This is a genomic window from Niallia sp. Sow4_A1, from assembly GCF_052116745.1.
GTDB classification, from domain to species: Bacteria; Bacillota; Bacilli; order Bacillales; family Cytobacillaceae; genus Niallia; species Niallia hominis.
The window spans coordinates 56,209-79,748 of the sequence record NZ_JBQKKM010000023.1 but is presented as its reverse complement, the minus strand read 5'-3'; the positions used below and the strand labels follow the sequence as shown (position 1 = coordinate 79,748).

Genomic DNA, 23,540 nt, shown 5'->3' with positions numbered 1-23,540 from the left:
AAACGAATAAGAAAATCAAAAAAATAATTCAAAGTCAACTTGAACAGTGGATCGCTGGCCTTCCTAATTATATCAAGGCTTATTTGCCGATATCACTCTGCGAAAGTTGAGATATTAAGATAAAGATGCTCAGAATATTTTCTGAGCGTTTTAGTTTGCTGTTCTTTTATAATTTTTCACTTTTACAATAGAACTTGATCTGAATCAATTTTTATTTCATAGAAACATCCTATACTAGAGTCATCAACAAGGAATACAAATGAAAATGAAATTGGAGGGAATCAACATGCAAAGATATATATTAAGTAAAAAGAATTCCATTACACTGATCAGTGCAATTTTGATTGCACTTGCATTCTTCGGACGATTTTCCTTAGACAACATGGCCATTTTCAATTGGTCGCTCATCATTGCATCTATTCTTGGTGTAGCACCAATTGCGATTCTAGCCTATCAGGCATTAAAAGTAAAAGTTGTCAGTATTGATGTTTTAGTTACCATTGCAGTAATTGGGGCAGTATTGATTCAAAATTATGAGGAATCAGCCATCGTTACTTTCTTATTCTTATTTGGTTCTTACTTGGAGCAACGTACCTTGAACAAAACACGTTCTGCCATTAAAGAATTAACAGAGCTGGCACCAGAAAGTGCTTTAAAGCAAATGGAAAATGGAGAATTTGAAGAAGTTGATGTCGATGATGTAGGTGAAGGTGACATTTTATTAGTCAAAACGGGTGCAAAAGTCCCCGTAGATGGAACCGTGTTAACAGGTGAAGGTCACATCAATGAAGCAAGTATTACCGGAGAGTCAGTTCCAGTAAGCAAAAAGGTTGATTCTGAAGTATTTGCGGGAACAATCTTAGAAAATGGAACGATTCAAATTCAATCTGACCGTGTAGGGGAAGATACAACATTTGGTAGAATTATCGAATTAGTTGAAGAAGCACAGGATTCCAAATCAGAAGCAGAGCGGTTTATTGATCGATTCTCTAAATATTATACACCAGCTGTTTTAGTCCTTGGTTTTATTGTTTGGCTATTCTCAAAAGATATTGAACTAGCTATCACGATTCTTGTTTTAGGATGTCCAGGTGCATTAGTTATCGGGGTACCTGTATCCAACGTTGCTGGTATCGGAAACGGTGCACGTAATGGTGTCCTCCTAAAAGGTAGTGAAGTTATCAATGACTTTAGCAGAGTAGATACTATCGTTTTTGATAAAACAGGAACATTGACAGTAGGAAACCCTGAAGTTGCCGAAAAAGAATTTTACGGAAAAAATACTGAAGAGGTTCTAGGATATTTAGCAAGTGTGGAGCGTGAATCGGACCACCCACTAGCGAAAGCTGTCCTACAGGATATTGGCGAGACAACTTTCTCTACTGTTGAAGAAACCGAAGTCGTTAAAGGTGGCGGAATTGTAGCAAAAATAGGTGTTCATCGTATAGCCGTTGGTAACGTAGCTTTAATGGAAAAGGAAAATGTGAAATTAAGCGAAAAAGCTAAAAAAGACGTCGAACGCTTTGAGAAAAATGGGAATTCTCTTGTGTTAACTGCGGTCGACGGAGAATTAAACGTTCTGATGGGTATTCGGGATCAAATCCGTCCAGGTGTTAAAAAAGATCTTCAAAAACTGAAAAAACTAGGGGTCAAAAACCTTGTCGTTCTTTCTGGGGACAACCAAGGAACCGTAGATTTAGTTGCTCGAGAACTTGGGTTAACAGAAGCACATGGTCATATGCTACCGGAAGGAAAATCTGCTTATATCGAAAAAATGCAAGCAGAAGGCGGGATCATTGCCTTTGTCGGTGACGGAGTGAATGATAGTCCTTCACTAGCCTTAGCAGATATCGGAATCGCCATGGGAAGTGGAACAGATGTTGCAATTGAAACATCAGATGTTGTTTTAATGAATTCTGACTTTAGTCGTTTACCACACGCATTAGGCTTAGCAAAATCAACTTCAAGAAACATGAAACAGAACATTACCATAGCAGTTGGTGTGGTATTAGTCTTACTTGCCAGCCTACTATTTAGTGAATGGATGAATATGTCAATCGGGATGTTGGTTCATGAAGCAAGTATCTTAGTAGTCATCTTGAATGGTATGAGATTGCTTCGATACCGTTTGAGAGAATAATTTTAATAGAAACCAGTCTTGATGAATGATAAAGGGGAAGTATTCAGGTAGGAAGAACAAAATACGCCCCTACTTTTTCTTAAAACTTGATTTGCATCAATTTCATTTCGTTGAACCTGAACTATACTTAAATTGTAAAAAAGAAGAGGGAAAACAAAAAAATCAAAGATAAGATGAAAGGAGAAATAATTCATGCAAAAAGGAGTTATTCAATTAGAAACATTATCTTGTCCATCTTGTATGCAAAAGATTGAAAATGCGGTGAAAGGATTAAACGGGGTTAATCAAGATAGCTTAAAAGTATTATTCAATGCCAGTAAAGTAAAAGTAGATTTTGATTCAGAAACGATCACCATTAACGATATCAAAAAGGCAATTGAAGACTTAGGATACCCCGTCGTTAAATCAAAAGTAAAATCTGCCTAAGACAAACACACATAACAAAAATTATTTATAGAAAGAGGGAAATAATAATGTCTGAACAAACATTTAACGAAATAATAACAAACCATTTTGAAAAACTGGATTTATACACTACTGCGATTACACGGGCCCATGGTAAGAACCATCCAGAAGCCTTTGAAGTACGTGAACTATTCGATAAAATCAGTAAAAAGATAAAGGACGCAGGTACGAACAAACCTGACTTAGATGCTGAATTTGCTCAATTACGAAAAATCACAGACAACTACACCATTCCTGGAGATGTTTGTGAAACATATGCAGGCACCTACGAAATGTTATCAGAAGTAGATAATGCCTATCAGGCTTAAAATAAATCAAAACCAAAAGAATGAACTTGGTTTACGATCGTTAAAATAAGAAAGGGGAAATGATTTATGCAAAAAGCAACCATTCAAATAGAAACCTTATCTTGCCCATCTTGTATGCAAAAGATTGAAAATGCGGTGAAAGGAATAAACGGTGTTCATCAAGGTAGCTTGAAAGTATTATTCAATGCAAGTAAAGTAAAAGTAGACTTTGATTCAGATGCAGTCGCTATTAACGATATCGAAAAATCAATTGAAGACTTAGGATATCCTGTTGTCAAATCAAAGGTAAAACCTGCTTAATCGAGTAAATAGAATGGAAGCCTAAGATGCCCTCTTGGGCTTTTTATAAAAAGGAGAGGTTATTTTGGAACAAAATCAATGTTGTCATCACCAACATGGACATACAGAATGTATTCGTATCGTTCCCATTTTCAACCATCTGGAAGACTCACAAATGGATTTGATTGCGGAATCTGCCAAGACACTTCATCTACAAAAAGGGGAAATGTTATTCCGTGCAGGTGAGGAAGATGACACCTTATATATTATCAATTCAGGTAAGGCTCGGATTTACCGCTTATCGGATTCCGGAAAAGAACAACTTGTTCGCATTTTAAATCCAGGTGATTTTACAGGTGAAGTGGCCATTTTCCAACCTGGAAGTGTTCATGAAAATTATGCGGAAGCACTACAAAATACATCCATTTGTTTAATTAAACGAGAGGATTTACTGAAGTATTTGGTGGAATATCCGCAGATCCCATTAAAAATACTGTCAGAAGTAACGATACGTTTGAAGGATTCTGAAAAACAAACCACACAAGTAGCAATTGAAAATGTAGAATCCCGCATTATATCCTTTTTAGCTGAAAATGTTGAAAAGGGAAGTGGCAATAGTCCAACGGTTACCTTACCAATGTCCAAAAAGGATTTAGCCTCGTATCTTGGTACCACACCAGAAACAATCAGCCGTAAATTTACTACTCTAGAAGAACTTGGATTGATTAAACAGTTACCGAAAAAGAAAATTAAAATAATGGATTTAGATCAATTGTTACTTCATACTGAATAAATATAAGCAGAGCAGCGTGCCATCATACTAACCTGGTTCGGTTTAATAGTACAAAACATAAAATAACAAACCTTTTAGCAATCCCATTAGCATATAAAATGGATTGCTAATTTTTGTTGGTTTAACAATGTTTATCTACAAAAAGAAAGAGAAATGGCTACTTATTTGGCACTTATTTTACCAAGATGACATAAATTTGTGTCAACTGAATAATTCATTAGCAAAACACGCCCTAATAACTAAGCTAATTCCTCTGATAAATAACTAAGGAATTGGCAACTTATGTTAAAATTATAATTTGGATTGTGAATTAGTATACTTAAAGTAACGGGGGCATTAATCCAAGATGGATGAATGCCCTTTTATCTAATAAGGTACTAATGGGGCAGGTTACTTGAAGAAGGAATCCAAATAATCGGTATCGAATTATATTATAAATTTCATAAGGAGATAACAAACGATGAAGTTCAATACCGTACACATTGATAGATTATTTATATAAGGTACGAAAGGCTGGAATAAATCATGGCAAAAAAAGAAGCACCGAAAATTCAAACAGAACGATTGATTTTACGTCCGAGAGAGGGAAAAGACATTCCCAATATGCTTAAAATGTTTAACAATGATGAAGTAAGAGAATTTCTTGGAAGTAATCCCCCTCGTGATAACACTCAATGTTAGAAATGGTTAGGAACAGTAATGAAACAAAATGGACTGTCGCATTAAAAGATACTGATGAATTCATCGGTGATGTAATGATTCCAGAAATAGCAGAAGGTATCTTGGCGAAATTGGTTATCGCTTCATGAGGGAGCATTGGGGATGTGGTTTTGCGTATGAAGCGGTTTCCGCGGTCATTGAGCATTGTAAAAGCACATTAAACCTTAAATGCCTATTTGCTACTATAGATAATAAAAATATGGAGTCAAAAAAGTTAATTGAAAAACTCGGATTTACTTTGGTAGCGGTGTTGCCTGAATCGAATTTACTCGGCAGAGTTACCGATGTAGCTTACTATTTTCGTATAGTATAAGCATCCTTACACTCTCCTGAGAAAAATGAACAAACAGGTGAGTGTTTAAAGGGTGATATTTTTGGTAAAGCGATATGATTTTAGTGAAGAGGATTAGGCGGTCTACTTTAAAACAAAGGAGTTGACTTTTTGAATTTATTAAGCATCAATGATTTGTCTGTAAAAAAAGTAAATCATATATTCAATTTAGCTGCAAAGATAAAAAATCAAGGTAATATCAATGTTTTAAATGGAAGACAATTTGTATTATTCTTCCCGGAATCAAGTTTAAGGACAAGAATTACTTTCGAAAAAGGAATAAAAGCCTTGGGTGGGGAAGCAATGCTTTTTCCTCCAGAAAGTTTAGATAAAAGAGAAGAATTAGAGGATGTTATACAATACGTCTCTAATTGGGCAGATGGGGTGATTGTCAGACATTCTGATTTTTCTAAAATACAGGAATTATCAAGGTATTCAACAGTCCCTATAATAAATGCTATGACTTCGGAAAATCACCCTTGTGAAATTTTATCTGACTTGTATTCAATTAGGGAAGTAAAAGAAAACTATAGAGATTTAGTTTATACCTTTGTTGGACCAAAAAGTAATATTTCAAGGTCTTGGAAGAACATTGCAGAAGTAATGGACCTAATTTTAATCAAATTTGTATCAGGGGTTTTGAGTTAGGGTCAGACAATCGGAATTATAAATTTCATACTAAACTTGAATCTGTTTTATCTTTTAGCGACATTGTTTTAACTGATTCGTTGCCATCTGAATTAAGAACAGAAAAATACATAAACCAGTATCAAATTACTTTAGAAAAGATGAAATTAGCTAATAAACATGCAATGTTAAACCCCTGCCCACCTTTTTTTAGAAATGAAGAAGTAAGTAGTGATGTTATCTCTTCAAATTATTTTGTTGGATACGAATTTAAAAAGAATTTAATATATGTTCAACAAGCAATCATTTTATTTTGCTTAGGTATAACACTTGAATAAAGTGGTGAGCTAGTTACTTGTTCAGCTAACGGGGGCTATTCTTCAACCCTCGTTCCATTCCAGCGCAGGTGAACAGGAACAAATAAAAGGAGAGATAGGTTAACGCAAATTAAAAATATTGGACGTTTTTGTCCGACGGATATTAAAGGATTTATAATAAATGATTCAAGTCTAAACAAAATTAAACCTGAATTTTACAAGGTGATTGAAAAGATAGTAGAAAAATGCAAAACTCACTTAGGAGAAGACCTACATAGTATATATATTAGAGGATCCATTTCTCGTGGATTAGGTATAGATAGTGTTTCAGATTTAGATACATTTGCCATTACGAATAAAGAAATCAATGATATAGACTTAAAATGGATAGACAAGGTTGAACAAGAATTAAACAAAAAATACATCATAGTAAATGGAGTGGAACTTAGTTTCTATTACATAAAAGATGTTTTAGAAACAAATAAATTTTCTATAATACCTTTTATGATTAAAACGCATAGTATTTGTGTATTTGGAGAAGATTTAAGCGGCCATTTACCTAATTATAAGGCAGATACAACACTTGGTAACGAACATCTAATGAACCTAAAGAATCAAGTTCATCAAGCAAAAGAAGACCTCGATGGAAATGAAAATATTGAAGATATATTGGATTGTTGTGGATGGGTTATGAAAATCATAGTTAGGGCAGGGCTTGCACGCTCTAAAGTTTGGGACACAATGCATGGTTTTGAAATAAGAACTAATATACCAGATGTGGATGTTATATATTTTGACGAAAAAAATATTGACGAGAGGACCGAAAAAAATTTAGAAGCTGAATTGAGAGTAATTCTACCTGATATACCTTGGTCTGTTAAGAATGAAGCAAGAATGCACGTTCTCAATGATATCCCACCTTATATATCTTCAGAAGATGCTATTTCAAAATTTCCAGAGACTGCAACTGCTCTTGGAGTGAAAGTAGACAAGAATAATAAACTAATTCTTACTGCTCCTTGCGGTATAGAAGATGTATTAAATTTAGAGTTAAAGCCCACACCATATTTTAGAGAGACGAAAGAACGAGCTGTTATTTATGAGGAAAGAATCAATAAGAAGAATTGGAAAGCTGTTTGGCATAAAATTCAAGTCCACCATATTGAAATTTATTAAATTATATGGTGATTTTTTATAAAGAAAAGGTGCATTTCTCTTATGTCGCTATCGGGGGAGTTTAACTTTACAAAGGGGTCAGATTAATTGAAAAGATTTTACGTTGCATCAAGTTTTAAAAACATTGAAATAGTTCGCTTAGTGAGTAAGAATTTACAAAATAAAGGATACATCTATACATATGATTGGACGGTAAATGAGAGTGCCTCTACAATTGAGGATTTAAGAGAAATAGGACTAAATGAAAAAAATGCTGTCATGGATGCTGATATTATAATCGTGATATTACCAGCTGGTAAAGGAAGTCATATCGAATTAGGTATTGCTCTTGGACAAGGAAAAAGAATATATCTCTATTCACCAAATGATGAAGTAAATAATCTAGATACTACTAGTACATTTTATCATTTATCGGAAGTCCAAAAATGTATGGGAACTATTGAAGAGTTGGTTGAAATAGTCACAACAAGCTAATTCTTATTAAGTAGTGCTTTCTCAATAAAGAGTTGATAAGGAAGTGTTTATCGAATAGCAATAGCTTTACATTCCTATTTCTGAACCAGTTGCTAATGATTACCAACTGAGGAATATCCGCATCATTGGTCTGTTAACAAGTAGAGTGTCCTGAAAAATAACGGCACTAAAAATGAATACATTATTGGTGTCTAAATTCAATGCTTTACATATCTCAATCCATATATATATCATGATTAAAAGTAACAGAACCCACCACGCCAAGGTGGGTCATTTTATTTATTCAAGGAGAAAATGCTTTGGATTCTGAAAAATATAGGCATAAAATTAAGATATTTACCACCGATAAGGAACAAGTTGAATAGTTTAAAAAAGAAATTTACCTATATGACATTCCTTCTTATAGTGTTGTACATTTTCTTTATTATTCAATAATAGAAGGATTAACACGTACTTCTTACATAATACTGCGCAATAGTATAAAGCCAAACAGAAATTCTAGCTGGAGTTAGTACAAGCTTAACTATTTTGCCATTTCCCAGCATTGCATTAATTGGTGAATGCTTTCCTCGATTTTCTCTAATGGGATGCCTCCAAATCCTAACAGGAATGTTGGATGCTTATATTCGATTGGTTTTAACAGATAATCGCTTAAAGGATAAATGGAGATATGACTTTTTGCTGCGATGGCTTTTAACTCATTTTCACTTTTTTGTAGCGGAAGGGAAATTAAAATATGCATCCCGGCTTGATCTCCAGTGATGATAACTTCAGGATAATGAGTTTTAAAAATATGAGTCAGTTTATCATGTTTCTTCCGATAAATTTTCCGCATACGGTTTAAGTGTTTTGAAAAATAACCGTCTCTCATGAAGCTGGCTACTATATGCTGGTCGAATCTTGGGACAGTTGCTGAATAATAACTGAATGTTTCCTTATATTTTTTCAGCAAGGTTGTTGGTAAAAGAAAATAGGCCAATCGCAATGATGGCATTAATGACTTGGTGAATGTACTTAGATAAATTACCTTATCGTTTTGGTCCATCCCATGTAAGGCGGGAATGGGTTTACCAGTGTAACGAAATTCGCTGTCGTAATCGTCTTCAATGATATAGCGATTTTTACTTTTTGCTGCCCACTGCAATAATTGTGTTCTTCTTGTAGCAGAAAGAACGGCACCTGTGGGAAATTGGTGAGATGGCGTAATGTAGACGACATTCGCATTTGTTTTTTCAAGGTGTTCCACCATCAATCCGTCTTCATCAACTGGAATAGGGATCGCTTTATTTTTTAGTTGAATCCTGGGGCTTGCTGAATAGCCAGGATTTTCAAGGGCTATGTTTGAATCATGATCTAGCAACCTTAAAATCATAGGAAAGAGTTGTTCTGTTCCTGAACCAATCACAATTTGCTCCGGCTTACATACAATCCCACGCGATTGATATAGGTATTTGGCTATTTCCGTCCGTAAAGTGTATTCCCCTTGGGGTTCTCCAATTTGTAGCAATTCCTTCGACGGGGTATCATATAAATTTTTTGCATACTTTCTCCACTGTGAAAAAGGAAAGGAGTCTGTATCGATTTTTCCAGGGTGAAAGTCAAATTGGATTGTTTTTTTCTCCGTTTCCTCCATAGGCAACTCAACATGTTCTGTCTCAATATAAGGTAATTCATTTATATCCTCTACAAAAAAACCAATCCGCGGCTTTGATACAATAAATCCCTCTGCAACGAGCTGAGCATATGCCACTTCAACCGTTGTTTGGCTGATATTTAAAAAATCAGCCAATTTTTTTTTGGAGGGTAATTGTGTTCCAACTTCAATTTGCTGGCTCAAAATAGCGGTTTTGATACCTATATAAAGCTGCTCATACAAGGGTTTTGTTGTGTTTTTATTCAATTCAAACATAAGCATATCCATTCGAGACCCCTCCTCTCTGACCATGTTATTTTTATAAAAATTGACACTTTTTATATTGTCAGTTTTTATTATACTAGTAATCATGGAAGAAGAGGAGATTCTTTTTTTTAAACTGAAAAACTAACACTTGAAAGAAGAGGATGATTTGCATGTTTACGACTGAACAAAACAAAACGAGAATGCTGGTTCTCAATGCTCTATTTATTACTTTAACGTTTCTTGCTACAATGTTTATCAACATTAGGCTGCCATTAATGGGAAATGGGGGACTAATCCATTTGGGTAACGTTCCTTTTTTGATTGCTGCGTTTATTTTTGGCAAGAAGTCAGGTGCGATTGTAGGAGCTTTTGGAATGGCTTTATTTGATATAATGTCAGGATGGACATTATGGGCTCCGTTCACATTTGTTATCGTTGGTACTATGGGGTATATAGCTGGACTTATTGTGGAAAAGCTGCCTGGAAAAAAATCTCTTGTATACGTACTGGCAGTTGTTGTTGCCATGATCATTAAAGTTGTCGGCTACTATTTTACAGAAGTAATTCTTTATGGAAACTGGATCCTGCCATTCGGCTCCGTCCCAGGTAATATAATGCAATTAGTCATTGCCGGCATTATCGTAGTGCCACTTACAAAAGGGTTTAAGCAAAGAATCATTAAGAGTGCCAATTAGGGGTGCCTAGTATAGTAAATAGGTCAAATAATTAGAAAAAAGCCACCGTTTTCATTGTAAAATGGAAGTACCTATCACAGAACTTCCAATCTTACTACCCTTACCAAGGAGATGAAAACGATGGCATATTCAATATTTAACCACATTCAAGGTAAAAAAGGAAGTCGATGGGCAGAGTTCTTGAGAGAGACAGGGACAGAAAATTTAATGTTAGTGGCGATTGATGCGGCAAAGTTTACACAAAAAGCATTGATTTGTACGTTTTATGGGGACATTTTAGTCAAACCTTTCGAGTTTGATGCTTCTATGACTGGTTTCGACTATTTAAAGAGAATCATTGAGTCGGAAAAGAATAAAAACAGACTGAAAGAAGTAGTAGTGGGGATTGAAACGACAGGGCATTATTACGAGGATCTTGTTAGAAAAAGTCATTCGCTTGGCTATCATGTTCGAACTTTGAATGCAGCTACTACTGCCCAGGAAAGACAAACCCTATTAAATTGGTCTAAGACGGATAATTTAGATCTAATGGCCATTGTTCAATCCATGATTCATGGCCGGGGGACATCCAACGAGTTAGCTTCTGGTGATGTGCTAAGCCTACAGAAACTTACACGTGCCCGACGCGAATTAGTGGGGGAACGAACAGCTACTCAAAACTTGATTCGTATGCATTTAGACCATATTTTTAGGGAATTTCAGGGGAAATCCGTCTGGGTAAAAGGAAAGCGTGAAAAAGTGGAACCATTTAGTAATTTGTTTGGAAAAGCACCTCTCTACCTCATGAGGCATTATCCCCATCCAAGCGATATTTTAAAGCTTGGGGAAAAGGGATTACGTGATCTTTCCATTCGTGAAAACTTAAAAATAAGAGACAACACCATTCAGATTCTATTAAACTATGCGGAAAATTCGATATCTCAACCCAAAGCATCTTTAGAGGGGGACATTTTTCTCCTAACTCAAAAATTGGATCGTTTTGAATTATTGAATAACCAAATTGGTGAATTAGAACGTAAAATTGAAGATTTGTTTGTTGGTATGGAGGGAGCAGTTATTCTAAGTGTTCCTGGGATAGGAGTGGTTACTGGAGCTGAATTATACGCTGAAATGGGCGATATCTCCGATTTCGAACATGCGGGGCAATTAATTAAATTGGCAGGGACCAATCCTATTGTGAAGCAATCGGGAGGGAAAAGACCATCTTATTTCTGTATTTCTAAACAAGGAAGAAGAACATTCCGAAATATCACCTACCAGGTAGGTAAATCCCTAGCTGTAAATAATCCCGAAATGAAACAAAGATATAAAGCCTTTAAGGAGCGTGGAAAACTCACGGGTCAGGCCTATATAGCCTTAGGAAACCGAATGATTCGCCTAGCCTTTTCCATGATTCGAAACCATACCTTATACCATACGGATCAAGAGAACTATGTTCTAGTAGATGAAATAAGTAAGAAGCTTAGAGTCGCTAACACAAAACGGTTTTATGAAGTCCACGTCTTGTCAAATACTTGCCTATCAGCTTAATTTAGAAGTTTATCGTACCATTATTTAACCTTTTATAAATTTATTATTGTTTGAGCTAAAATGGGGCTCCTCTAGGACGTTAGATCACATTGTATTTCGTGCCTGAGGCTTTAGACCTCGTGTGCCAGCGTTATGGATCTTGTCCTGCAAATACGAATAATACGTGAAAATCGAAGTTTATATTCGCTAGGCGGTATCCCTGTAGGATGAAACGCAAGGTCCTTTCACGCTCTAGAGGAGCCCTATAATAATACTCTGTGATGGTTGATTCTTCCTAAAAATGGAAATAGGGGACTTTTCTTAAAGTTTGTCTTTTTTCTAAGAAATTTCCATTTGACTTATTTACCATTATACGCTGGCACCATAAAAAGACAAAAGGTATTTAAATGTCCTTGCTGAGAGGACATTTAAATACCTTTATTTATTGTTAAATGGAAGAAACCCTGTTTGAATAAAGATTTCAGACGCTTATTATAGCTGCTTTTGATAAAGAGGTGAAGATGAAAGCGTTTCAGTGGTAGCCTACTAATCTTCTAAAAATATAAGTAACCCCGTTCAAACAAATTAATATTACCATCTCTCCAAACGAAAAAACCAATATAGTTAAAAATAAATCAAAGTAGAATTCGCCTATAGATAAAAAATCTGCTGTATCTGTTGTCGAAGTTTTAAACAGAAAGAAAAAGAAAGTGGAGCATAGGAGTCCTATATAAATACATACCCAGTGATGATAAAAATTTATCTTAAATTTACTGCGCCAAAACCATACATTTAAAGGCAAAAAAGTGATAAGAAAATATAAAAGCTGCAAAAGGAAATCGGAAACTTTAACATAAAAGAATAAATACTGATGTAAACAAAAAATGACGATATTAATAAGTATGATTAATAGAAGTGATTGTTTTTGTTGCAAATAAATACCCCCTGTCAATATTTATAAGATCATTAAATGAAATCAAGGTTGATTCCAAAAAAATGAGGTAACGAAAGGGATTACAACCATTAATATAAAAAGAAGGACATTACCGATAAGGCCGCAAATTTTGAAGAATCCTTTTTTTCCTAAGCAACCGAAGATTATCCCAATAATAGGAAAAAGCCAAAGGAGTATTATAGAGAGAGTATTGGGAAAAGGGAGACTCATAAAAAACGCAAGGATGTAAGCCACAGAAGATACGAAAAAAATAGTAAAAGATCCAACGCTATAGTAATTCTGTTTCATAGAATTTCCTTTCCTTTTTTGTTTAATATTACCATAACGATGATTTTTCTGAAATAGCGAAATAAAAGATAAGGAGCTTGATTGATGCCTATATACTTCACCAACCAAGCAACCGAAGTGGTAAAAATCTTAAATCAAATCGGCTACTTCATTGGGGATGAGAAGTTTGTGGATAAAGATTTCCTCCATTCTTATCAATGGATGATCAAACAAATGGATAAGAGGCTGAATAATAATGGTTTGTTTCCAGTTTGGCTTTGGATGAAAAAACCGAATTTAAAGCATGAAAGTCTCTTTCAGAAAGGTACAAAAATTGTATGTTTAACAGTATAAATACCTGATAAAAAAGTGCTCCTTTCTGATTTTGAAGCATGGCATTGTGTGTTAAATAACGGCTTTTGTGCGATTTCAGAGGAAGAAGATAGGGTGTTTGAACAGGGGGAATTAACGATTACAAAGGAACAAAGCTGGAAAGAATATTTCACTTAGCGAAATTACGACACGCAGAAATGTGGAATAATGGGTGCCAAATTGTTCAGGGCGTTACATCTGGGATTTAGAAAGAACAAATTTTGAATGCAGAATATTTTATTGCAAAATAATGTAGTTTTTTGGAAATAATATAATGGATTAAAAAGGAGGAAATAGCTCCTCTTTATGGAATTTCTAAAGTAAAATCAAAGAGTAGGGGATAAAAAGAATGAAAAAAATATTAGTACTTGGTGGAACTCGTTTTTTCGGAAAAAAGCTTGTGGAAATGTTATTGGAAGAGGGGCATCAGGTTACGATTATGACCCGTGGGACAACAAGTCATTCATTTGGCGATCAAGTAGAGCATATCATCGGTGATCGATCTATGAAGGAACAACTTATTAATCATTTTGACTGTCGAAAATTTGATATTGTTTATGATAATATTTGCTATACATCAAATGAAGCAAGAGATTTTTGTGAGATTTTTAACGGGAACATTGGCAAGCTTGTGTTTACTTCTTCCTTATCGACGTATGCTGCAGATGGAATGGAAAAGAGAGAAGAAGACTTTGATCCGTATCATTATCCGATAGCATGGGGAGATAAAGAGGCATTTACATATAACGAAGGAAAGCGACAAGCAGAAGCCGTTTTCTTTCAGTATGCAACATTTCCAGTTGTGGCAGTAAGGTTCCCTATCGTGTTAGGGGAAGATGATTACACAGGTCGTTTGCATTTTCATGTGGAGCGGATTCAGCAAGGAAAAACGATTGGCTTTGTTAATATGGATGCAGAAATGTCCTTTATTCTTGCCACAGAAGCTGCTATGTTTCTAAAATGGGCAGGTTTTTCAGACGTGGAAGGACCATTTAATGCAACCGCAGATGGGAAAATTTCAATGGGAGAATTAATCCGTATGATTGAAAAGGTTACAGGGCATGCTGCGAAAATAACGTTAAAAGGGGACGAAGAAAACACCTCCCCATTTGCCATTCCTGCCACATGGTATATGAATACGGAAAAGGCAGGAAAAGCGGGCTTTGTGTTCACTAATCTGGATGATTGGTTGCCAGCTTTGATTGAGAAAATTGCAGGCAAAGATAAGCATTGATTGTGATGCTTAGGGGGGAATTTGATATTTTTTGGTGATGTGGCGGATGAATAAAGAGATAGTTATAGGAGAAGGAAAAATGGCTTATGATTTAGATTGTCCTTTATGTAATCCACATAAAGATAGGGACCAAAATATTGTCCTGGAGAATGAAACATGTTATTTTTTGCAACATAACAAACATCAAGGTATCTTAGAGGGTAGCGGTTTAATAATTCCTAAAAAACATCACAAGGACGTCTTTGAATTAACACAAGAAGAGTGGAACGATACATATGAGCTAGTACATGAGGCAAAAAAGTTTATAGATAATTACCATTCTCCTGATGGCTATACAATAGGATGGAATGTAGGAAAAGTTTCTAACCAAGAGATTTTTCATTGTCATCTTCACCTAATACCAAGATATAAGGATGAACCATTGGCTGGAAAGGGTATTAGATATTGGTTAAAACAAGAGGAAAATAGACGAGTAAAAGGGGAAAGTGAATAGCTTTTATAGTGTTAAAGACACCAAAACGAGATAATGTAGTCATTTTTTTATAGATACAGATAATAACCACTGAAATTGTTTGTTCAGTGGTTTTGATTTTTTGTAGGATCCGAATCCTTCGTTGCTTTAGATAATAAAACTTTTACCGATTATTTCTAATGAGAATATGGTAAACATAATTTCGCTTAACGATTTCATAGGGCCATTTTTTCTTCCCAAATATCTCTAAATAAACCTTTTCAAATCATTTATCGCCTGTAAATGCATGCCTTCATGAAAAATCGTTCGAATTAATACTTGTTCGATTGTGTGCATGCCCATATCGATTGGGGGATATTCTTTTTCAAGCTCATTGCGATATTTCTCTAATATTTCTTGTGGTTGAGCTTTTAAAAGCTCTTTTAATTCCTTAAAGGATGGCGTTTCTTCTACAAAGTTAGCTGGTGTTGTACCGAAACCAAACCATTGATTAAATTGCTTCGAAGTAGGAGAGGCTACTTTTGTTAATGCCTCGATCCATAAAAACTGATCGAGATAAAGATGACCGAGATTCCAGCGGATATTATTATTAAATCCATCTGGGATGATTTCCGCTTGCTCGTCTGTCACCTTTTCAACAGTCCCTAAAAGTTCCTTCCGATAGGTTTCCAATTGTTTAAATAACACTTCATGACGTGCTTTCATTTCCCACACTCCTTAAACGCAAAATCATATTAATTTATTCGCTATAGTGTTGTCTTTCTCCTCTATTGAAAGAATAGTGCTTTTTTCTTACGGGAATACTAGAAAAAAAACAGGAATATAGGGAGGAGAAAAAAATGCCTCGCAAAGACGAAGAGATTAGCGAAGAAGTAGAAAAGGAACCGACGAATACGAAAAAGAAAGAGGGAGAAGTAGAAAAATTAAACCGCATGCTAGCAGCAGTGTTGGAGTATATTTCGGATGATGAGGTAGAAGAAATCGATATTGATTACATATTGGATCAAACAGAAGGACTTCGTGACTGGTGGAATCTATACCGAGAGAAAAACCGCAAGCGCATGGAAGAAGAAATAAAAGAGTCATTAGGGGAATTGTCCCTTGAGGAGCTTGAAAAGATTCGGGAGCAAATAAAGGCAAAGCAATAAAAAAAGTGGTTTTCATCAATGGAGGATGAAAACCACTTTTTATCGTCTAGTAGCAGCAATAATCATAACGAAATAGTGGTGTGAACAAAACTATTCCTCTGATAGAATGAGAGAATGGAATATCCTAGTAGAATATTAAGAAAATCTTAAGAAATTTGCTTAGCAGATATTAAGATTTTTTGCCTATGATAGAGACAGCGAAGAGAGAGAAAGCAGGTGGTTGTTGTTGGAGAAAGTAAGTGTGCTAGTAGTGGATGATGAGAAAGAAATTAGAGATGCCATTGAAATATATCTTAAAAACGAAGGGATTACCGTTTTAAAAGCAAGTGATGGCCTAGAGGCATTGGATATTTTAATGGAACAAACTGTTCATTTAATTCTAATGGATATTATGATGCCGAATTTAGATGGGATTTCTGCTACTTATAAAATTCGTGAACAAAAAAATATCCCGATAATTATGCTGACGGCAAAAAGTGAAGATACGGATAAAATCTTAGGCTTGCAAATAGGCGCTGATGATTATATCACAAAACCATTCAATCCAATGGAACTAGTCGCAAGAGTGAAATCGCAATTACGAAGATATGTGACACTTGGAACCTTTGATGGTGTGAAGAAAAAAATAGACCTGCATGGATTAACATTAGACCAGGAGGCAAAAGAAGTAGCGGTAAATGGAGAAAGTGTAAAGCTAACGCCAATTGAATATAAAATCGTTGTTTTATTGATGAAAAATGCAGGCAGAGTGTTTTCCATTGCGGAGATTTATGAAAGTGTATGGAAGGAACCTGGATACAATGCCGAAAATACAGTCGCGGTACATATTCGAAAAATACGCGAGAAAATCGAAGTGGATCCAAAAAATCCGCGTTTTTTAAAGGTGGTGTGGGGCATTGGCTACAAAATGGAGAAGTAGAGGGGTTTTTATTGTAGTTTTTATTGTTTGGACATTGTTGGTTACGATAGGGCTTAGTGGGCTAGCGCCGCTAAAAATATGGCTAACGCAATATATACATACAAATTATTATGACTCCACCAAGTTTGAAGACAAACGAATGTATTTTACAGAACTATTAAGTGATTATCAGTTATATCAGGTGCCAATAGAAGAAGCGAAAAAGAACATCAGCGTCACGAAAGAAGAAATCGCTGAATATCGTGATTCATACGCAAGTCTAAATGAACAAATGCAATTAATTAATGAGCAATATGAAGAAGATATAGCCCTAGCAATCGAAAATGGCGATGATGCAGCAGAGGAGCTTTTAACAGAAGAAAGAGATCGAGATATAAAGGAAATCACAGAGCTATTGCCAAATGATGAATATGTCCAAGAAAAAATAAAAGAAGAAAAGCAATTAGAGGTAGATCGATATTATCGAGATTTGGAAAATACAAAATATGAATTTGAGCAATGGGCTCAATCATTCTATTATTATTTAAAAAATAGTAAAACGGAAGCAGTTGTAACTAATATGACTCTTTCTCCAGAAGAAACAGTAGATAAGATAATTAACAAGGAAAATGCAAATTTCTTCGGCAACTACTATTTTACTGCGGAAACAGAGAAGTTAAATTTGCCAGGACAATCAATAATCTACAGGGATAATGGATTTACAATGTGGTCATGGGAAGATGAAAATACGCCTACTATCGTAAATCAGTTAAAAAAAGAGATTGGTAATTATGAAGGAGTCGTTGCTGTTCCAAAAAAATTAAGTAATGGTAGTTTGCTGATAGAGGAAGAGAATAAGTATTATGCTTATCAAAAGAAAATGATTTTTGGAAGCTCATTGAGCATTATCAGTTTAGTAGTATGTATTTTCATGCTTGTAAAAAGGAAAATCAGCTTTGCGCAATGGGACTATCCTTCTTATCGAAAGGTTCCAATTGATATCCGATATATGCTATTGGTGATAAGTACTATTATAGCTGTTATTGGACTATGGGGAATCGGGGACCAACTATCCATGGAGGTGAATGAATTAGGAGGGAATTGGGGTGATATTCTTGCCTTTCTTCTTTTAGCATGGGTATTTGTAACACTATCTCTCATTCAAGGCTATCTACTATTTAAAGAGAAAATAAAGTGGAAAAATACTTTTATAAGTATAAGTTTAAATAAGATGAAAACAGCTATTTCACAGCTTCTATCCAGTAGAGATTTTACCAAAAAAGCGATTGGTAGCTTGCTAGTGATTTTTATGTTAGGTCTATTTTTACCAATAAGTCTGGTATTGCAAATTCTTATCCCATTCTATTTAGTAGCTGCCCTTATCATTGGAATTCCAGTTATTATTTTTGTGGTGAGAAATATAAAGGCTTTTAGTAAGCTGCTTGCACAAACGAATGCGGTAATAAATGGGGACTTACATCAAGAAATATCAATCCAAGGGGCGAAAGAATTAACAGCATTTGCGGATCATATTAATACGTTAACATCTGGGGTAATTGTTTCAAAGACAGCCCAGGAAAAAAGCGAACGCCTAAAAACCGAATTAATTACGAATGTCAGTCACGATCTACGAACACCTTTAACATCCATCATTAACTATACGGAATTATTGAAAAATAAACATCTATCAGAGGAAGAAAAAGATGGTTATCTGGCCATTATTGACCGTAAATCACAGCGGTTGAAAGTATTGATTGATGATTTATTTGAAGTTTCGAAAATGGTTAGCGGCAATGTGGAATTGAAGAAGGAAAAGGTAGATTTAGTGCAGCTTTTACAGCAAGCATTAGGAGAATATGATGAAACAATCAAATCCTCTACTCTTGATTTTCGTGTAACCAATCAAGAGCCGTCGATTAATGCAGTAGTAGATGGGCAAAAACTATGGAGAGTATTTGATAATTTAATAGGAAATATTTTGAAGTATTCCTTGGAGCATTCTCGTGTCTACCTTTCGATTAAACAAGAAAAAGGGCAAGCGATTCTTCAATTTAAAAATATTTCTAAGTATGAACTAGATGACAATATGGATGAATTATTTGAGCGCTTTAAACGAGGGGATACCTCTAGACATACGGAAGGATCCGGACTTGGACTTGCGATTGCAAAATCGATTATCGACCTTCATGAGGGAATGATGACAATAGAGACAGATGGAGACTTATTTAAAGTTACCTTAGCGCTACCTCTAAATGAACAGCGAAGCTAAAAATGAATAAGAAACAAGTAGCCTATCTGTACTCATTGGTTTACCCGATTACGAGAAATCAAGTAATTGCAAGGAAAATAGTACTTGATGTACTAAGGGAATATAAACAAGTAGAAGAAAAAATAATCATTCGCAAAGCCATTAACAAAGCGATTGAAGCAGGTAAAGATAAGATAGGATAGAAGATACTTCCTTTTCGTTGATGAGAAGGAAGTATTTTTACTAGAAATATATGTTAGAATAATTTAAAAGATTATGAATAATTGTAGAAAGAAGGAAAGAAAAGTGACCATCAAAAAAATCGGTATCGTAGGACTTGGAGCAATTGGTGCAGTATACGGCAAAATGCTTCAGGAAGTAGAAGGATTAGAAGTACAAATTATTGTCGATGAGCATAGAAAAACAAAATACGAAAAAGAAAAGTACTATATAAACGGGGAGGAAACCTCCTTTCAGTACATCAATCATGAAACACAATCAGAAGCCTTTGAACTGATTATTCTTGCAGTAAAATATGGACAGCTTCAAGAAGCAATCTCCCTAATTCGTCCATTTGTAGGAGGGAAAACAGTAATTCTTTCCTTATTAAATGGGATTACAAGCGAGGAAGAAATAGCACAAAGCTATGGGGAAGAAAAAATTCTCTATTCCATCTGCAATGGTATTGACTCAACAAGAGAAGGCAATCGAATCTATTACAGTACTCCTGGGATTATCACTTTTGGGGAAAGAGTAAATATAGAGCTGACGGATTGCGTAAAAGAGGTCAGAGAATGCTTAGAAAGAGCAAGCATACCAGTTGATGTACCAGAAGATATGGAACGAGCACTATGGAATAAGTTCATGATTAACGTAGGCATGAATCAAGCTTCCGCTGTAACGAGAGCTCCATATGCCTTCTTTCAAAAAGAAGGACCAGCAAGAGAACTAGCAAAAAGTGCGATGAAGGAAGTAATTCAGCTTGCTCAGGCTAAGGAGATTGACCTAACAGAAAAAGACGTGGATTATTTTTTTGCCAATGTATTAAGCAAAGTTGGCGGAACAGGAAAGACATCAATGTTGCAGGATATCGAAGCTGGCAGAAAAACAGAAGTCGCTTTATTTGCCGAAAAAGTTATCGATTATGGTCAGAAGCTTGGCATCGAAACACCTATTAATCAAGCATTCTATCGAATTATTAAAACAGTGGAGGAAATGCAAGGGTAGAAAAGCTCTAAAAAGAACGGAGGGAAATCAATTGATTAAAAGTACACAACAGCAATGGTCACCGCCAAAACATATCGTTTCAGCAGCGACGATTGTTATCAATGAACAGGGCGAAATTCTATTAATCAAGGGACCTAAAAGAGGCTGGGAAATGCCAGGCGGACAAGTGGAAGAGGGAGAGTCCTTGAAAGATGCTGCAGTTAGAGAAGCGAAAGAAGAATCAGGTATTGATATTGAAGTAATCAAATTTTGTGGAATCTTTCAAAATGTCAACCGTTCTATATGCAATACGCTGTTTTTAGCAAAACCAGTTGGAGGGGAATTAACCACTTCTCCAGAAAGTTTGGAAGTAGGGTATTTTTCCATTGAGAAAGCGTTGGAAATGGTGACACATAAGAATTTTAGAGAAAGAATAGAGAAATGTTTGGATGAAAGTAGCCAACCTTTTTATGTGGAATTTTAAATGGTAAGGGTAAGAAAGGCGATGAAATTATATGAGCAACTACAAAGCAGTGCTATTTGATTTAGATGACACCTTGCTTGATAGAGATAATGCCGTAGATAAACTGTTTTTCATTATGTTAGAAAAATGTTATGAGGATATTAACGATTCCTTAAAAAAAGAAATGCTGCAAGAATTCAAAGAACAGGATAAGAAATGCTATGGTCAAAAGGATAAAACAAAGGTTTTGGAAGCATTTTTCGATGCGTTTCCACCGAAATACAGAATACCACACAATGATATCTTAGTTTTTTGGAATAATCATTTTCCGTATTGTTTTTCTGTGAATCAAGATACGATTAATATAGTTAATAGGTTAAAGAGCCTAGTGAAGGTTGCAATTATCACAAATGGTACTGTTCAAAGACAAAAAGCAAAAATAATCAACACCAATTTACATCATTATTTTGATACCATCATCATTTCCGATGAAGTAGGAATTAGTAAACCGGACAAACGCATATTTGAGCTAGTTTTAAATAAGCTTAATGTGCAGCCAGAGGATACATTATTTGTTGGGGATGACATAGAAAGTGATATTGGTGGTTGTCAAAATGCCAATTTAAAAGGTATATGGTTTAATCCACGTAAGATTAAGAACGCTACCAAGATAAAACCATTTGCGGAGATTGATTCTTTTGATCGACTATTAAGCTATTTTACATAAGTCAATAGGGGGAGTGCTTCATGAAGGACTCTTTAATTGTAGCGATGGACAAAAACAGAGTAATTGGGAAGGATAATGATATTCCTTGGAGAATTCCGAGAGATTGGGAGTATGTGAAAAAGATTACTTCAGGGCATCCAATTATTTTAGGAAGAAAAAACTTTCAATCTATTGGAAGAGCACTAAGTAGCAGAAGGAATATCGTCTTATCTAGAGACAGAGAAATAGTATTTGATGGCTGTGAAATGGCTCATTCACTAGATGAAGTCTTTACATTATGTGAAAAGGAAGAAGAAATATTTATTTTTGGCGGAGAAGTAATTTATAGAATATTTCTTCCATATGTAGAAACAATGTATATAACCAAGATTCATGCAGAATTTGAAGGTGACACTTTCTTTCCAAATGTTGATTTGCACGGAATGGAAGGAGACATCTGTTACCCAAGGAATAACAGATGAAAATAACCCTTATTCTTACTATTTTCATGTATATGAACGCTTGGCTTTTTAAACAGTATGTGTGTTTATTAACTAACACCATTACTTGAATAACTTATACCAATACAAAGTGGTCTCAATAATTGGATTATATGACTGCTTTAGTGTATCAGCCCCACCTAGTATGAATCCTTGTTTCACATAAAATCTGCATGCACCAAGATTATCATCTTGTGCTTCCAAGGACATCCCGATAAGATTTCTTTGTTTTGCCCACTCTTCCGCTTTATTTAAGAGCAACTTTCCGATTCCATTTCCTCTATAATCTTTTTTTGTAGCAATGTTTTCAATATAACAGAAGCGATTCCAATCCTTCATTATTCTAATTTGTCCTATGCAAGTATTATTCATATAAGCTAAAAACAAAGCTTTATCCTCTCGATTTATATATTGGCTCCAATCAAGTTTATCATCTGGAAACCGTGTTTCTCTAATTTCTTCAAAAAGAATCTCTTTATAAGACCATTTGCCTGATTGTAAACTAGGGACAACTCTGCCATACAACTTAAAATAATCATTTGTCTTATTGATATCCTCTATTAAATCAATGTTTAATGGAGTTATAATAATTTTATTTTCATTATTCAAAATTTCCCACTTCCTTTTTAAATGTACGGTAGGCAAGGGGTCAAGTTAATATTCTTGTTCCCCTTGAGAAAACTATTATCCATTCACTTAAAAACAAACCCAAAATAAGCTTCTTCCTGTTCTGTATCCTCGAAATATTTTATTCCCATATACTGAAAGCCAATTTTGCCAAGTACTTCTAAAGAAGCCTTGTTTTCAATACTAGCAGAGGCAATTACTTTTTGAACACTTCCTTGCTTTTCAGCAAACTTCATACATGCAATCGCCGCTTCTGTCGCATACCCTTTGTTCCAATTTTCTTTTGTAAAATGGAAAATTAGCTCTACTTCGTCTATGGAATCCTCTATATTAAAGCCAGCTGCCCCAATCACCTGATTGCTAGCCAAATCAACTACTCCATAAACAGAAAGACCGAAGTCAGCTTGACTTTGCTCGTAAAAGTCAATAACTTGTGGAAGTAAGGAAGAGTCTGTACTTCCGCCACAATACTTCATGACTTCTTCGTTTCCCCAAAACTGTTCACATGCTTCTACATCTTCTATTGTTAATAATCGAAAACCTAATCGTTTACTTGTAAAAAGAAACTCCAAGAAAAAAACTCCTTTACATTCTGTTCTTTATTTACCCATTTTAGCTTAGGAGAATCGGTTTATGCAATGAATTGTAGAGTAGAGAATAGGCAGGGAGAAAATTAATGGATGGAAAAGGCACAAAAGAACACTGATGAT

Annotated in this window: 28 protein-coding genes and 2 pseudogenes; 26 read left to right on the top strand and 4 right to left on the bottom strand. The window is 35.1% G+C overall.

What is annotated here, in order from left to right; all coding sequences use genetic code 11:
• Nucleotides 1-286: 286 nt before the first annotated feature.
• The 13 genes and pseudogenes from ACTQ5K_RS14190 (at nucleotide 287) to ACTQ5K_RS14130 (ending at nucleotide 7,630) form a co-directional block, all read left to right on the top strand.
• Nucleotides 287-2,140, top strand: a complete 1,854-nt coding sequence (locus ACTQ5K_RS14190; protein WP_441994011.1) for a heavy metal translocating P-type ATPase — start codon at nucleotides 287-289, stop codon at nucleotides 2,138-2,140.
• 192 nt (nucleotides 2,141-2,332) lie between these two features.
• Nucleotides 2,333-2,566 carry a heavy-metal-associated domain-containing protein gene (locus ACTQ5K_RS14185; protein ID WP_441994010.1) on the top strand — a complete coding sequence of 78 codons (234 nt, stop codon included), beginning with the start codon at nucleotides 2,333-2,335 and terminating at the stop codon, nucleotides 2,564-2,566.
• Nucleotides 2,567-2,613: 47 nt separating this feature from the next.
• Nucleotides 2,614-2,913, top strand: coding sequence for a hypothetical protein (locus ACTQ5K_RS14180; RefSeq protein ID WP_031538007.1), 300 nt, complete (start codon nucleotides 2,614-2,616; stop codon nucleotides 2,911-2,913).
• Between the two features lie 66 nt (nucleotides 2,914-2,979).
• Nucleotides 2,980-3,213 (top strand): heavy-metal-associated domain-containing protein, encoded by a 234-nt coding sequence (locus ACTQ5K_RS14175; protein ID WP_235252688.1) that lies wholly within the window; start codon nucleotides 2,980-2,982, stop codon nucleotides 3,211-3,213.
• A 64-nt stretch (nucleotides 3,214-3,277) separates the two neighbouring features.
• On the top strand, nucleotides 3,278-3,985 hold the full coding sequence (locus ACTQ5K_RS14170; RefSeq protein WP_031538005.1) for a Crp/Fnr family transcriptional regulator: 708 nt from the start codon (nucleotides 3,278-3,280) through the stop codon (nucleotides 3,983-3,985).
• Between the two features lie 525 nt (nucleotides 3,986-4,510).
• Entirely contained in the window at nucleotides 4,511-4,666 is a 156-nt protein-coding gene (locus ACTQ5K_RS14165) for a GNAT family N-acetyltransferase (RefSeq protein ID WP_155986754.1), read from the top strand.
• Entirely contained in the window at nucleotides 4,660-4,794 is a 135-nt protein-coding gene (locus ACTQ5K_RS14160; RefSeq protein ID WP_349204513.1) for a hypothetical protein, read from the top strand. Before ACTQ5K_RS14165 ends, ACTQ5K_RS14160 begins: the two co-directional genes overlap by 7 nt.
• Complete coding sequence (locus tag ACTQ5K_RS14155; RefSeq protein WP_048717872.1) at nucleotides 4,791-5,018, top strand: GNAT family N-acetyltransferase; 228 nt, start codon at nucleotides 4,791-4,793, stop codon at nucleotides 5,016-5,018. The genes ACTQ5K_RS14160 and ACTQ5K_RS14155 overlap by 4 nt, the downstream gene beginning before the upstream one ends.
• A 129-nt stretch (nucleotides 5,019-5,147) precedes the next feature.
• Nucleotides 5,148-5,684 (top strand): hypothetical protein, encoded by a 537-nt coding sequence (locus ACTQ5K_RS14150; RefSeq protein WP_197030888.1) that lies wholly within the window; start codon nucleotides 5,148-5,150, stop codon nucleotides 5,682-5,684.
• Entirely contained in the window at nucleotides 5,618-6,001 is a 384-nt protein-coding gene (locus tag ACTQ5K_RS14145; protein WP_197030887.1) for a hypothetical protein, read from the top strand. Before ACTQ5K_RS14150 ends, ACTQ5K_RS14145 begins: the two co-directional genes overlap by 67 nt.
• A 201-nt stretch (nucleotides 6,002-6,202) precedes the next feature.
• Nucleotides 6,203-6,400: pseudogene (locus ACTQ5K_RS14140) on the top strand (nucleotidyltransferase domain-containing protein); the annotation flags it as partial.
• A 270-nt stretch (nucleotides 6,401-6,670) separates the two neighbouring features.
• Nucleotides 6,671-7,156 (top strand): nucleotidyltransferase family protein, encoded by a 486-nt coding sequence (locus ACTQ5K_RS14135; protein WP_396953872.1) that lies wholly within the window; start codon nucleotides 6,671-6,673, stop codon nucleotides 7,154-7,156.
• An 87-nt stretch (nucleotides 7,157-7,243) separates the two neighbouring features.
• Entirely contained in the window at nucleotides 7,244-7,630 is a 387-nt protein-coding gene (locus ACTQ5K_RS14130) for a group-specific protein (RefSeq protein ID WP_349204514.1), read from the top strand.
• Between the two features lie 523 nt (nucleotides 7,631-8,153).
• Here the strand turns inward: ACTQ5K_RS14130 and pdxR are convergent.
• A complete protein-coding gene (pdxR, locus tag ACTQ5K_RS14125) occupies nucleotides 8,154-9,551 on the bottom strand; it encodes a MocR-like pyridoxine biosynthesis transcription factor PdxR (protein WP_441132097.1) in 1,398 nt (465 codons plus the stop codon).
• Between the two features lie 149 nt (nucleotides 9,552-9,700).
• On the opposite strand from pdxR, the gene ACTQ5K_RS14120 reads away from it, so the two are divergent.
• The 5 genes from ACTQ5K_RS14120 (at nucleotide 9,701) to ACTQ5K_RS14100 (ending at nucleotide 15,055) form a co-directional block, all read left to right on the top strand.
• On the top strand, nucleotides 9,701-10,225 hold the full coding sequence (locus ACTQ5K_RS14120) for an ECF transporter S component (RefSeq protein WP_435406662.1): 525 nt from the start codon (nucleotides 9,701-9,703) through the stop codon (nucleotides 10,223-10,225).
• Nucleotides 10,226-10,345: 120 nt separating this feature from the next.
• Complete coding sequence (locus tag ACTQ5K_RS14115; RefSeq protein ID WP_016205067.1) at nucleotides 10,346-11,755, top strand: IS110 family transposase; 1,410 nt, start codon at nucleotides 10,346-10,348, stop codon at nucleotides 11,753-11,755.
• A gap of 1,306 nt (nucleotides 11,756-13,061) precedes the next feature.
• Nucleotides 13,062-13,310: a DUF3841 domain-containing protein gene (locus tag ACTQ5K_RS14110; protein ID WP_231512558.1), complete on the top strand. Its 249-nt coding sequence runs from the start codon at nucleotides 13,062-13,064 to the stop codon at nucleotides 13,308-13,310.
• A gap of 367 nt (nucleotides 13,311-13,677) precedes the next feature.
• Entirely contained in the window at nucleotides 13,678-14,562 is an 885-nt protein-coding gene (locus ACTQ5K_RS14105) for an NAD-dependent epimerase/dehydratase family protein (protein WP_031537789.1), read from the top strand.
• Between the two features lie 79 nt (nucleotides 14,563-14,641).
• Nucleotides 14,642-15,055, top strand: coding sequence for an HIT family protein (locus ACTQ5K_RS14100; protein ID WP_031537790.1), 414 nt, complete (start codon nucleotides 14,642-14,644; stop codon nucleotides 15,053-15,055).
• A 225-nt stretch (nucleotides 15,056-15,280) separates the two neighbouring features.
• Here ACTQ5K_RS14100 and ACTQ5K_RS14095 read toward each other — a convergent pair whose 3' ends face one another.
• The gene (locus ACTQ5K_RS14095; RefSeq protein WP_349204518.1) at nucleotides 15,281-15,739 is read right to left on the bottom strand and encodes a DinB family protein; all 459 of its coding nucleotides are present in this window, start codon (nucleotides 15,737-15,739) and stop codon (nucleotides 15,281-15,283) included.
• 134 nt (nucleotides 15,740-15,873) lie between these two features.
• Here ACTQ5K_RS14095 and ACTQ5K_RS14090 point away from each other — a divergent pair, with 134 nt between their 5' ends.
• From ACTQ5K_RS14090 to ACTQ5K_RS14055, 8 genes and pseudogenes are all read left to right on the top strand, one after another.
• Nucleotides 15,874-16,182: a hypothetical protein gene (locus ACTQ5K_RS14090; RefSeq protein ID WP_349204519.1), complete on the top strand. Its 309-nt coding sequence runs from the start codon at nucleotides 15,874-15,876 to the stop codon at nucleotides 16,180-16,182.
• A gap of 226 nt (nucleotides 16,183-16,408) precedes the next feature.
• Nucleotides 16,409-17,101: a response regulator transcription factor gene (locus ACTQ5K_RS14085; RefSeq protein ID WP_031537795.1), complete on the top strand. Its 693-nt coding sequence runs from the start codon at nucleotides 16,409-16,411 to the stop codon at nucleotides 17,099-17,101.
• Complete coding sequence (locus tag ACTQ5K_RS14080) at nucleotides 17,079-19,349, top strand: histidine kinase dimerization/phospho-acceptor domain-containing protein (protein WP_441994009.1); 2,271 nt, start codon at nucleotides 17,079-17,081, stop codon at nucleotides 19,347-19,349. The genes ACTQ5K_RS14085 and ACTQ5K_RS14080 overlap by 23 nt, the downstream gene beginning before the upstream one ends.
• Before the next feature lie 2 nt (nucleotides 19,350-19,351).
• Nucleotides 19,352-19,531: a hypothetical protein gene (locus tag ACTQ5K_RS14075; protein ID WP_441994008.1), complete on the top strand. Its 180-nt coding sequence runs from the start codon at nucleotides 19,352-19,354 to the stop codon at nucleotides 19,529-19,531.
• Nucleotides 19,532-19,634: 103 nt separating this feature from the next.
• A complete protein-coding gene (locus tag ACTQ5K_RS14070; protein WP_441132107.1) occupies nucleotides 19,635-20,555 on the top strand; it encodes a ketopantoate reductase family protein in 921 nt (306 codons plus the stop codon).
• Nucleotides 20,556-20,586: 31 nt separating this feature from the next.
• Nucleotides 20,587-21,018 carry an NUDIX hydrolase gene (locus ACTQ5K_RS14065; RefSeq protein ID WP_031537800.1) on the top strand — a complete coding sequence of 144 codons (432 nt, stop codon included), beginning with the start codon at nucleotides 20,587-20,589 and terminating at the stop codon, nucleotides 21,016-21,018.
• Between the two features lie 31 nt (nucleotides 21,019-21,049).
• Nucleotides 21,050-21,724 (top strand): HAD family hydrolase, encoded by a 675-nt coding sequence (locus ACTQ5K_RS14060; protein ID WP_031537801.1) that lies wholly within the window; start codon nucleotides 21,050-21,052, stop codon nucleotides 21,722-21,724.
• Nucleotides 21,725-21,744: 20 nt separating this feature from the next.
• A pseudogene (locus tag ACTQ5K_RS14055) lies at nucleotides 21,745-22,237 on the top strand (dihydrofolate reductase).
• A 29-nt stretch (nucleotides 22,238-22,266) separates the two neighbouring features.
• Here the strand turns inward: ACTQ5K_RS14055 and ACTQ5K_RS14050 are convergent.
• Both ACTQ5K_RS14050 and ACTQ5K_RS14045 read right to left on the bottom strand, forming a co-directional pair.
• Nucleotides 22,267-22,812 (bottom strand): GNAT family N-acetyltransferase, encoded by a 546-nt coding sequence (locus tag ACTQ5K_RS14050; protein WP_235251843.1) that lies wholly within the window; start codon nucleotides 22,810-22,812, stop codon nucleotides 22,267-22,269.
• A gap of 83 nt (nucleotides 22,813-22,895) precedes the next feature.
• Complete coding sequence (locus ACTQ5K_RS14045) at nucleotides 22,896-23,402, bottom strand: GNAT family N-acetyltransferase (RefSeq protein ID WP_031537805.1); 507 nt, start codon at nucleotides 23,400-23,402, stop codon at nucleotides 22,896-22,898.
• Nucleotides 23,403-23,540: the final 138 nt, after the last annotated feature.

Bases quoted from the DNA above. Each gene is read 5' to 3' on its own strand.
- ACTQ5K_RS14185 (WP_441994010.1), top strand. From the start codon at position 2,333: ATGCAAAAAGGAGTTATTCAATTAGAAACATTATCTTGTCCATCTTGT.
- ACTQ5K_RS14060 (WP_031537801.1), top strand. From the start codon at position 21,050: ATGAGCAACTACAAAGCAGTGCTATTTGATTTAGATGACACCTTGCTT.
- ACTQ5K_RS14100 (WP_031537790.1), top strand. From the start codon at position 14,642: ATGGCTTATGATTTAGATTGTCCTTTATGTAATCCACATAAAGATAGG.
- ACTQ5K_RS14105 (WP_031537789.1), top strand. From the start codon at position 13,678: ATGAAAAAAATATTAGTACTTGGTGGAACTCGTTTTTTCGGAAAAAAG.
- ACTQ5K_RS14190 (WP_441994011.1), top strand. From the start codon at position 287: ATGCAAAGATATATATTAAGTAAAAAGAATTCCATTACACTGATCAGT.
- ACTQ5K_RS14155 (WP_048717872.1), top strand. From the start codon at position 4,791: ATGAGGGAGCATTGGGGATGTGGTTTTGCGTATGAAGCGGTTTCCGCG.
- ACTQ5K_RS14120 (WP_435406662.1), top strand. From the start codon at position 9,701: ATGTTTACGACTGAACAAAACAAAACGAGAATGCTGGTTCTCAATGCT.
- ACTQ5K_RS14135 (WP_396953872.1), top strand. From the start codon at position 6,671: ATGAAAATCATAGTTAGGGCAGGGCTTGCACGCTCTAAAGTTTGGGAC.
- ACTQ5K_RS14110 (WP_231512558.1), top strand. From the start codon at position 13,062: ATGCCTATATACTTCACCAACCAAGCAACCGAAGTGGTAAAAATCTTA.
- pdxR (WP_441132097.1), bottom strand. From the start codon at position 9,551: ATGGATATGCTTATGTTTGAATTGAATAAAAACACAACAAAACCCTTG.
- ACTQ5K_RS14160 (WP_349204513.1), top strand. From the start codon at position 4,660: ATGTTAGAAATGGTTAGGAACAGTAATGAAACAAAATGGACTGTCGCA.
- ACTQ5K_RS14165 (WP_155986754.1), top strand. From the start codon at position 4,511: ATGGCAAAAAAAGAAGCACCGAAAATTCAAACAGAACGATTGATTTTA.
- ACTQ5K_RS14095 (WP_349204518.1), bottom strand. From the start codon at position 15,739: ATGAAAGCACGTCATGAAGTGTTATTTAAACAATTGGAAACCTATCGG.
- ACTQ5K_RS14180 (WP_031538007.1), top strand. From the start codon at position 2,614: ATGTCTGAACAAACATTTAACGAAATAATAACAAACCATTTTGAAAAA.
- ACTQ5K_RS14115 (WP_016205067.1), top strand. From the start codon at position 10,346: ATGGCATATTCAATATTTAACCACATTCAAGGTAAAAAAGGAAGTCGA.
- ACTQ5K_RS14175 (WP_235252688.1), top strand. From the start codon at position 2,980: ATGCAAAAAGCAACCATTCAAATAGAAACCTTATCTTGCCCATCTTGT.
- ACTQ5K_RS14075 (WP_441994008.1), top strand. From the start codon at position 19,352: ATGAATAAGAAACAAGTAGCCTATCTGTACTCATTGGTTTACCCGATT.
- ACTQ5K_RS14090 (WP_349204519.1), top strand. From the start codon at position 15,874: ATGCCTCGCAAAGACGAAGAGATTAGCGAAGAAGTAGAAAAGGAACCG.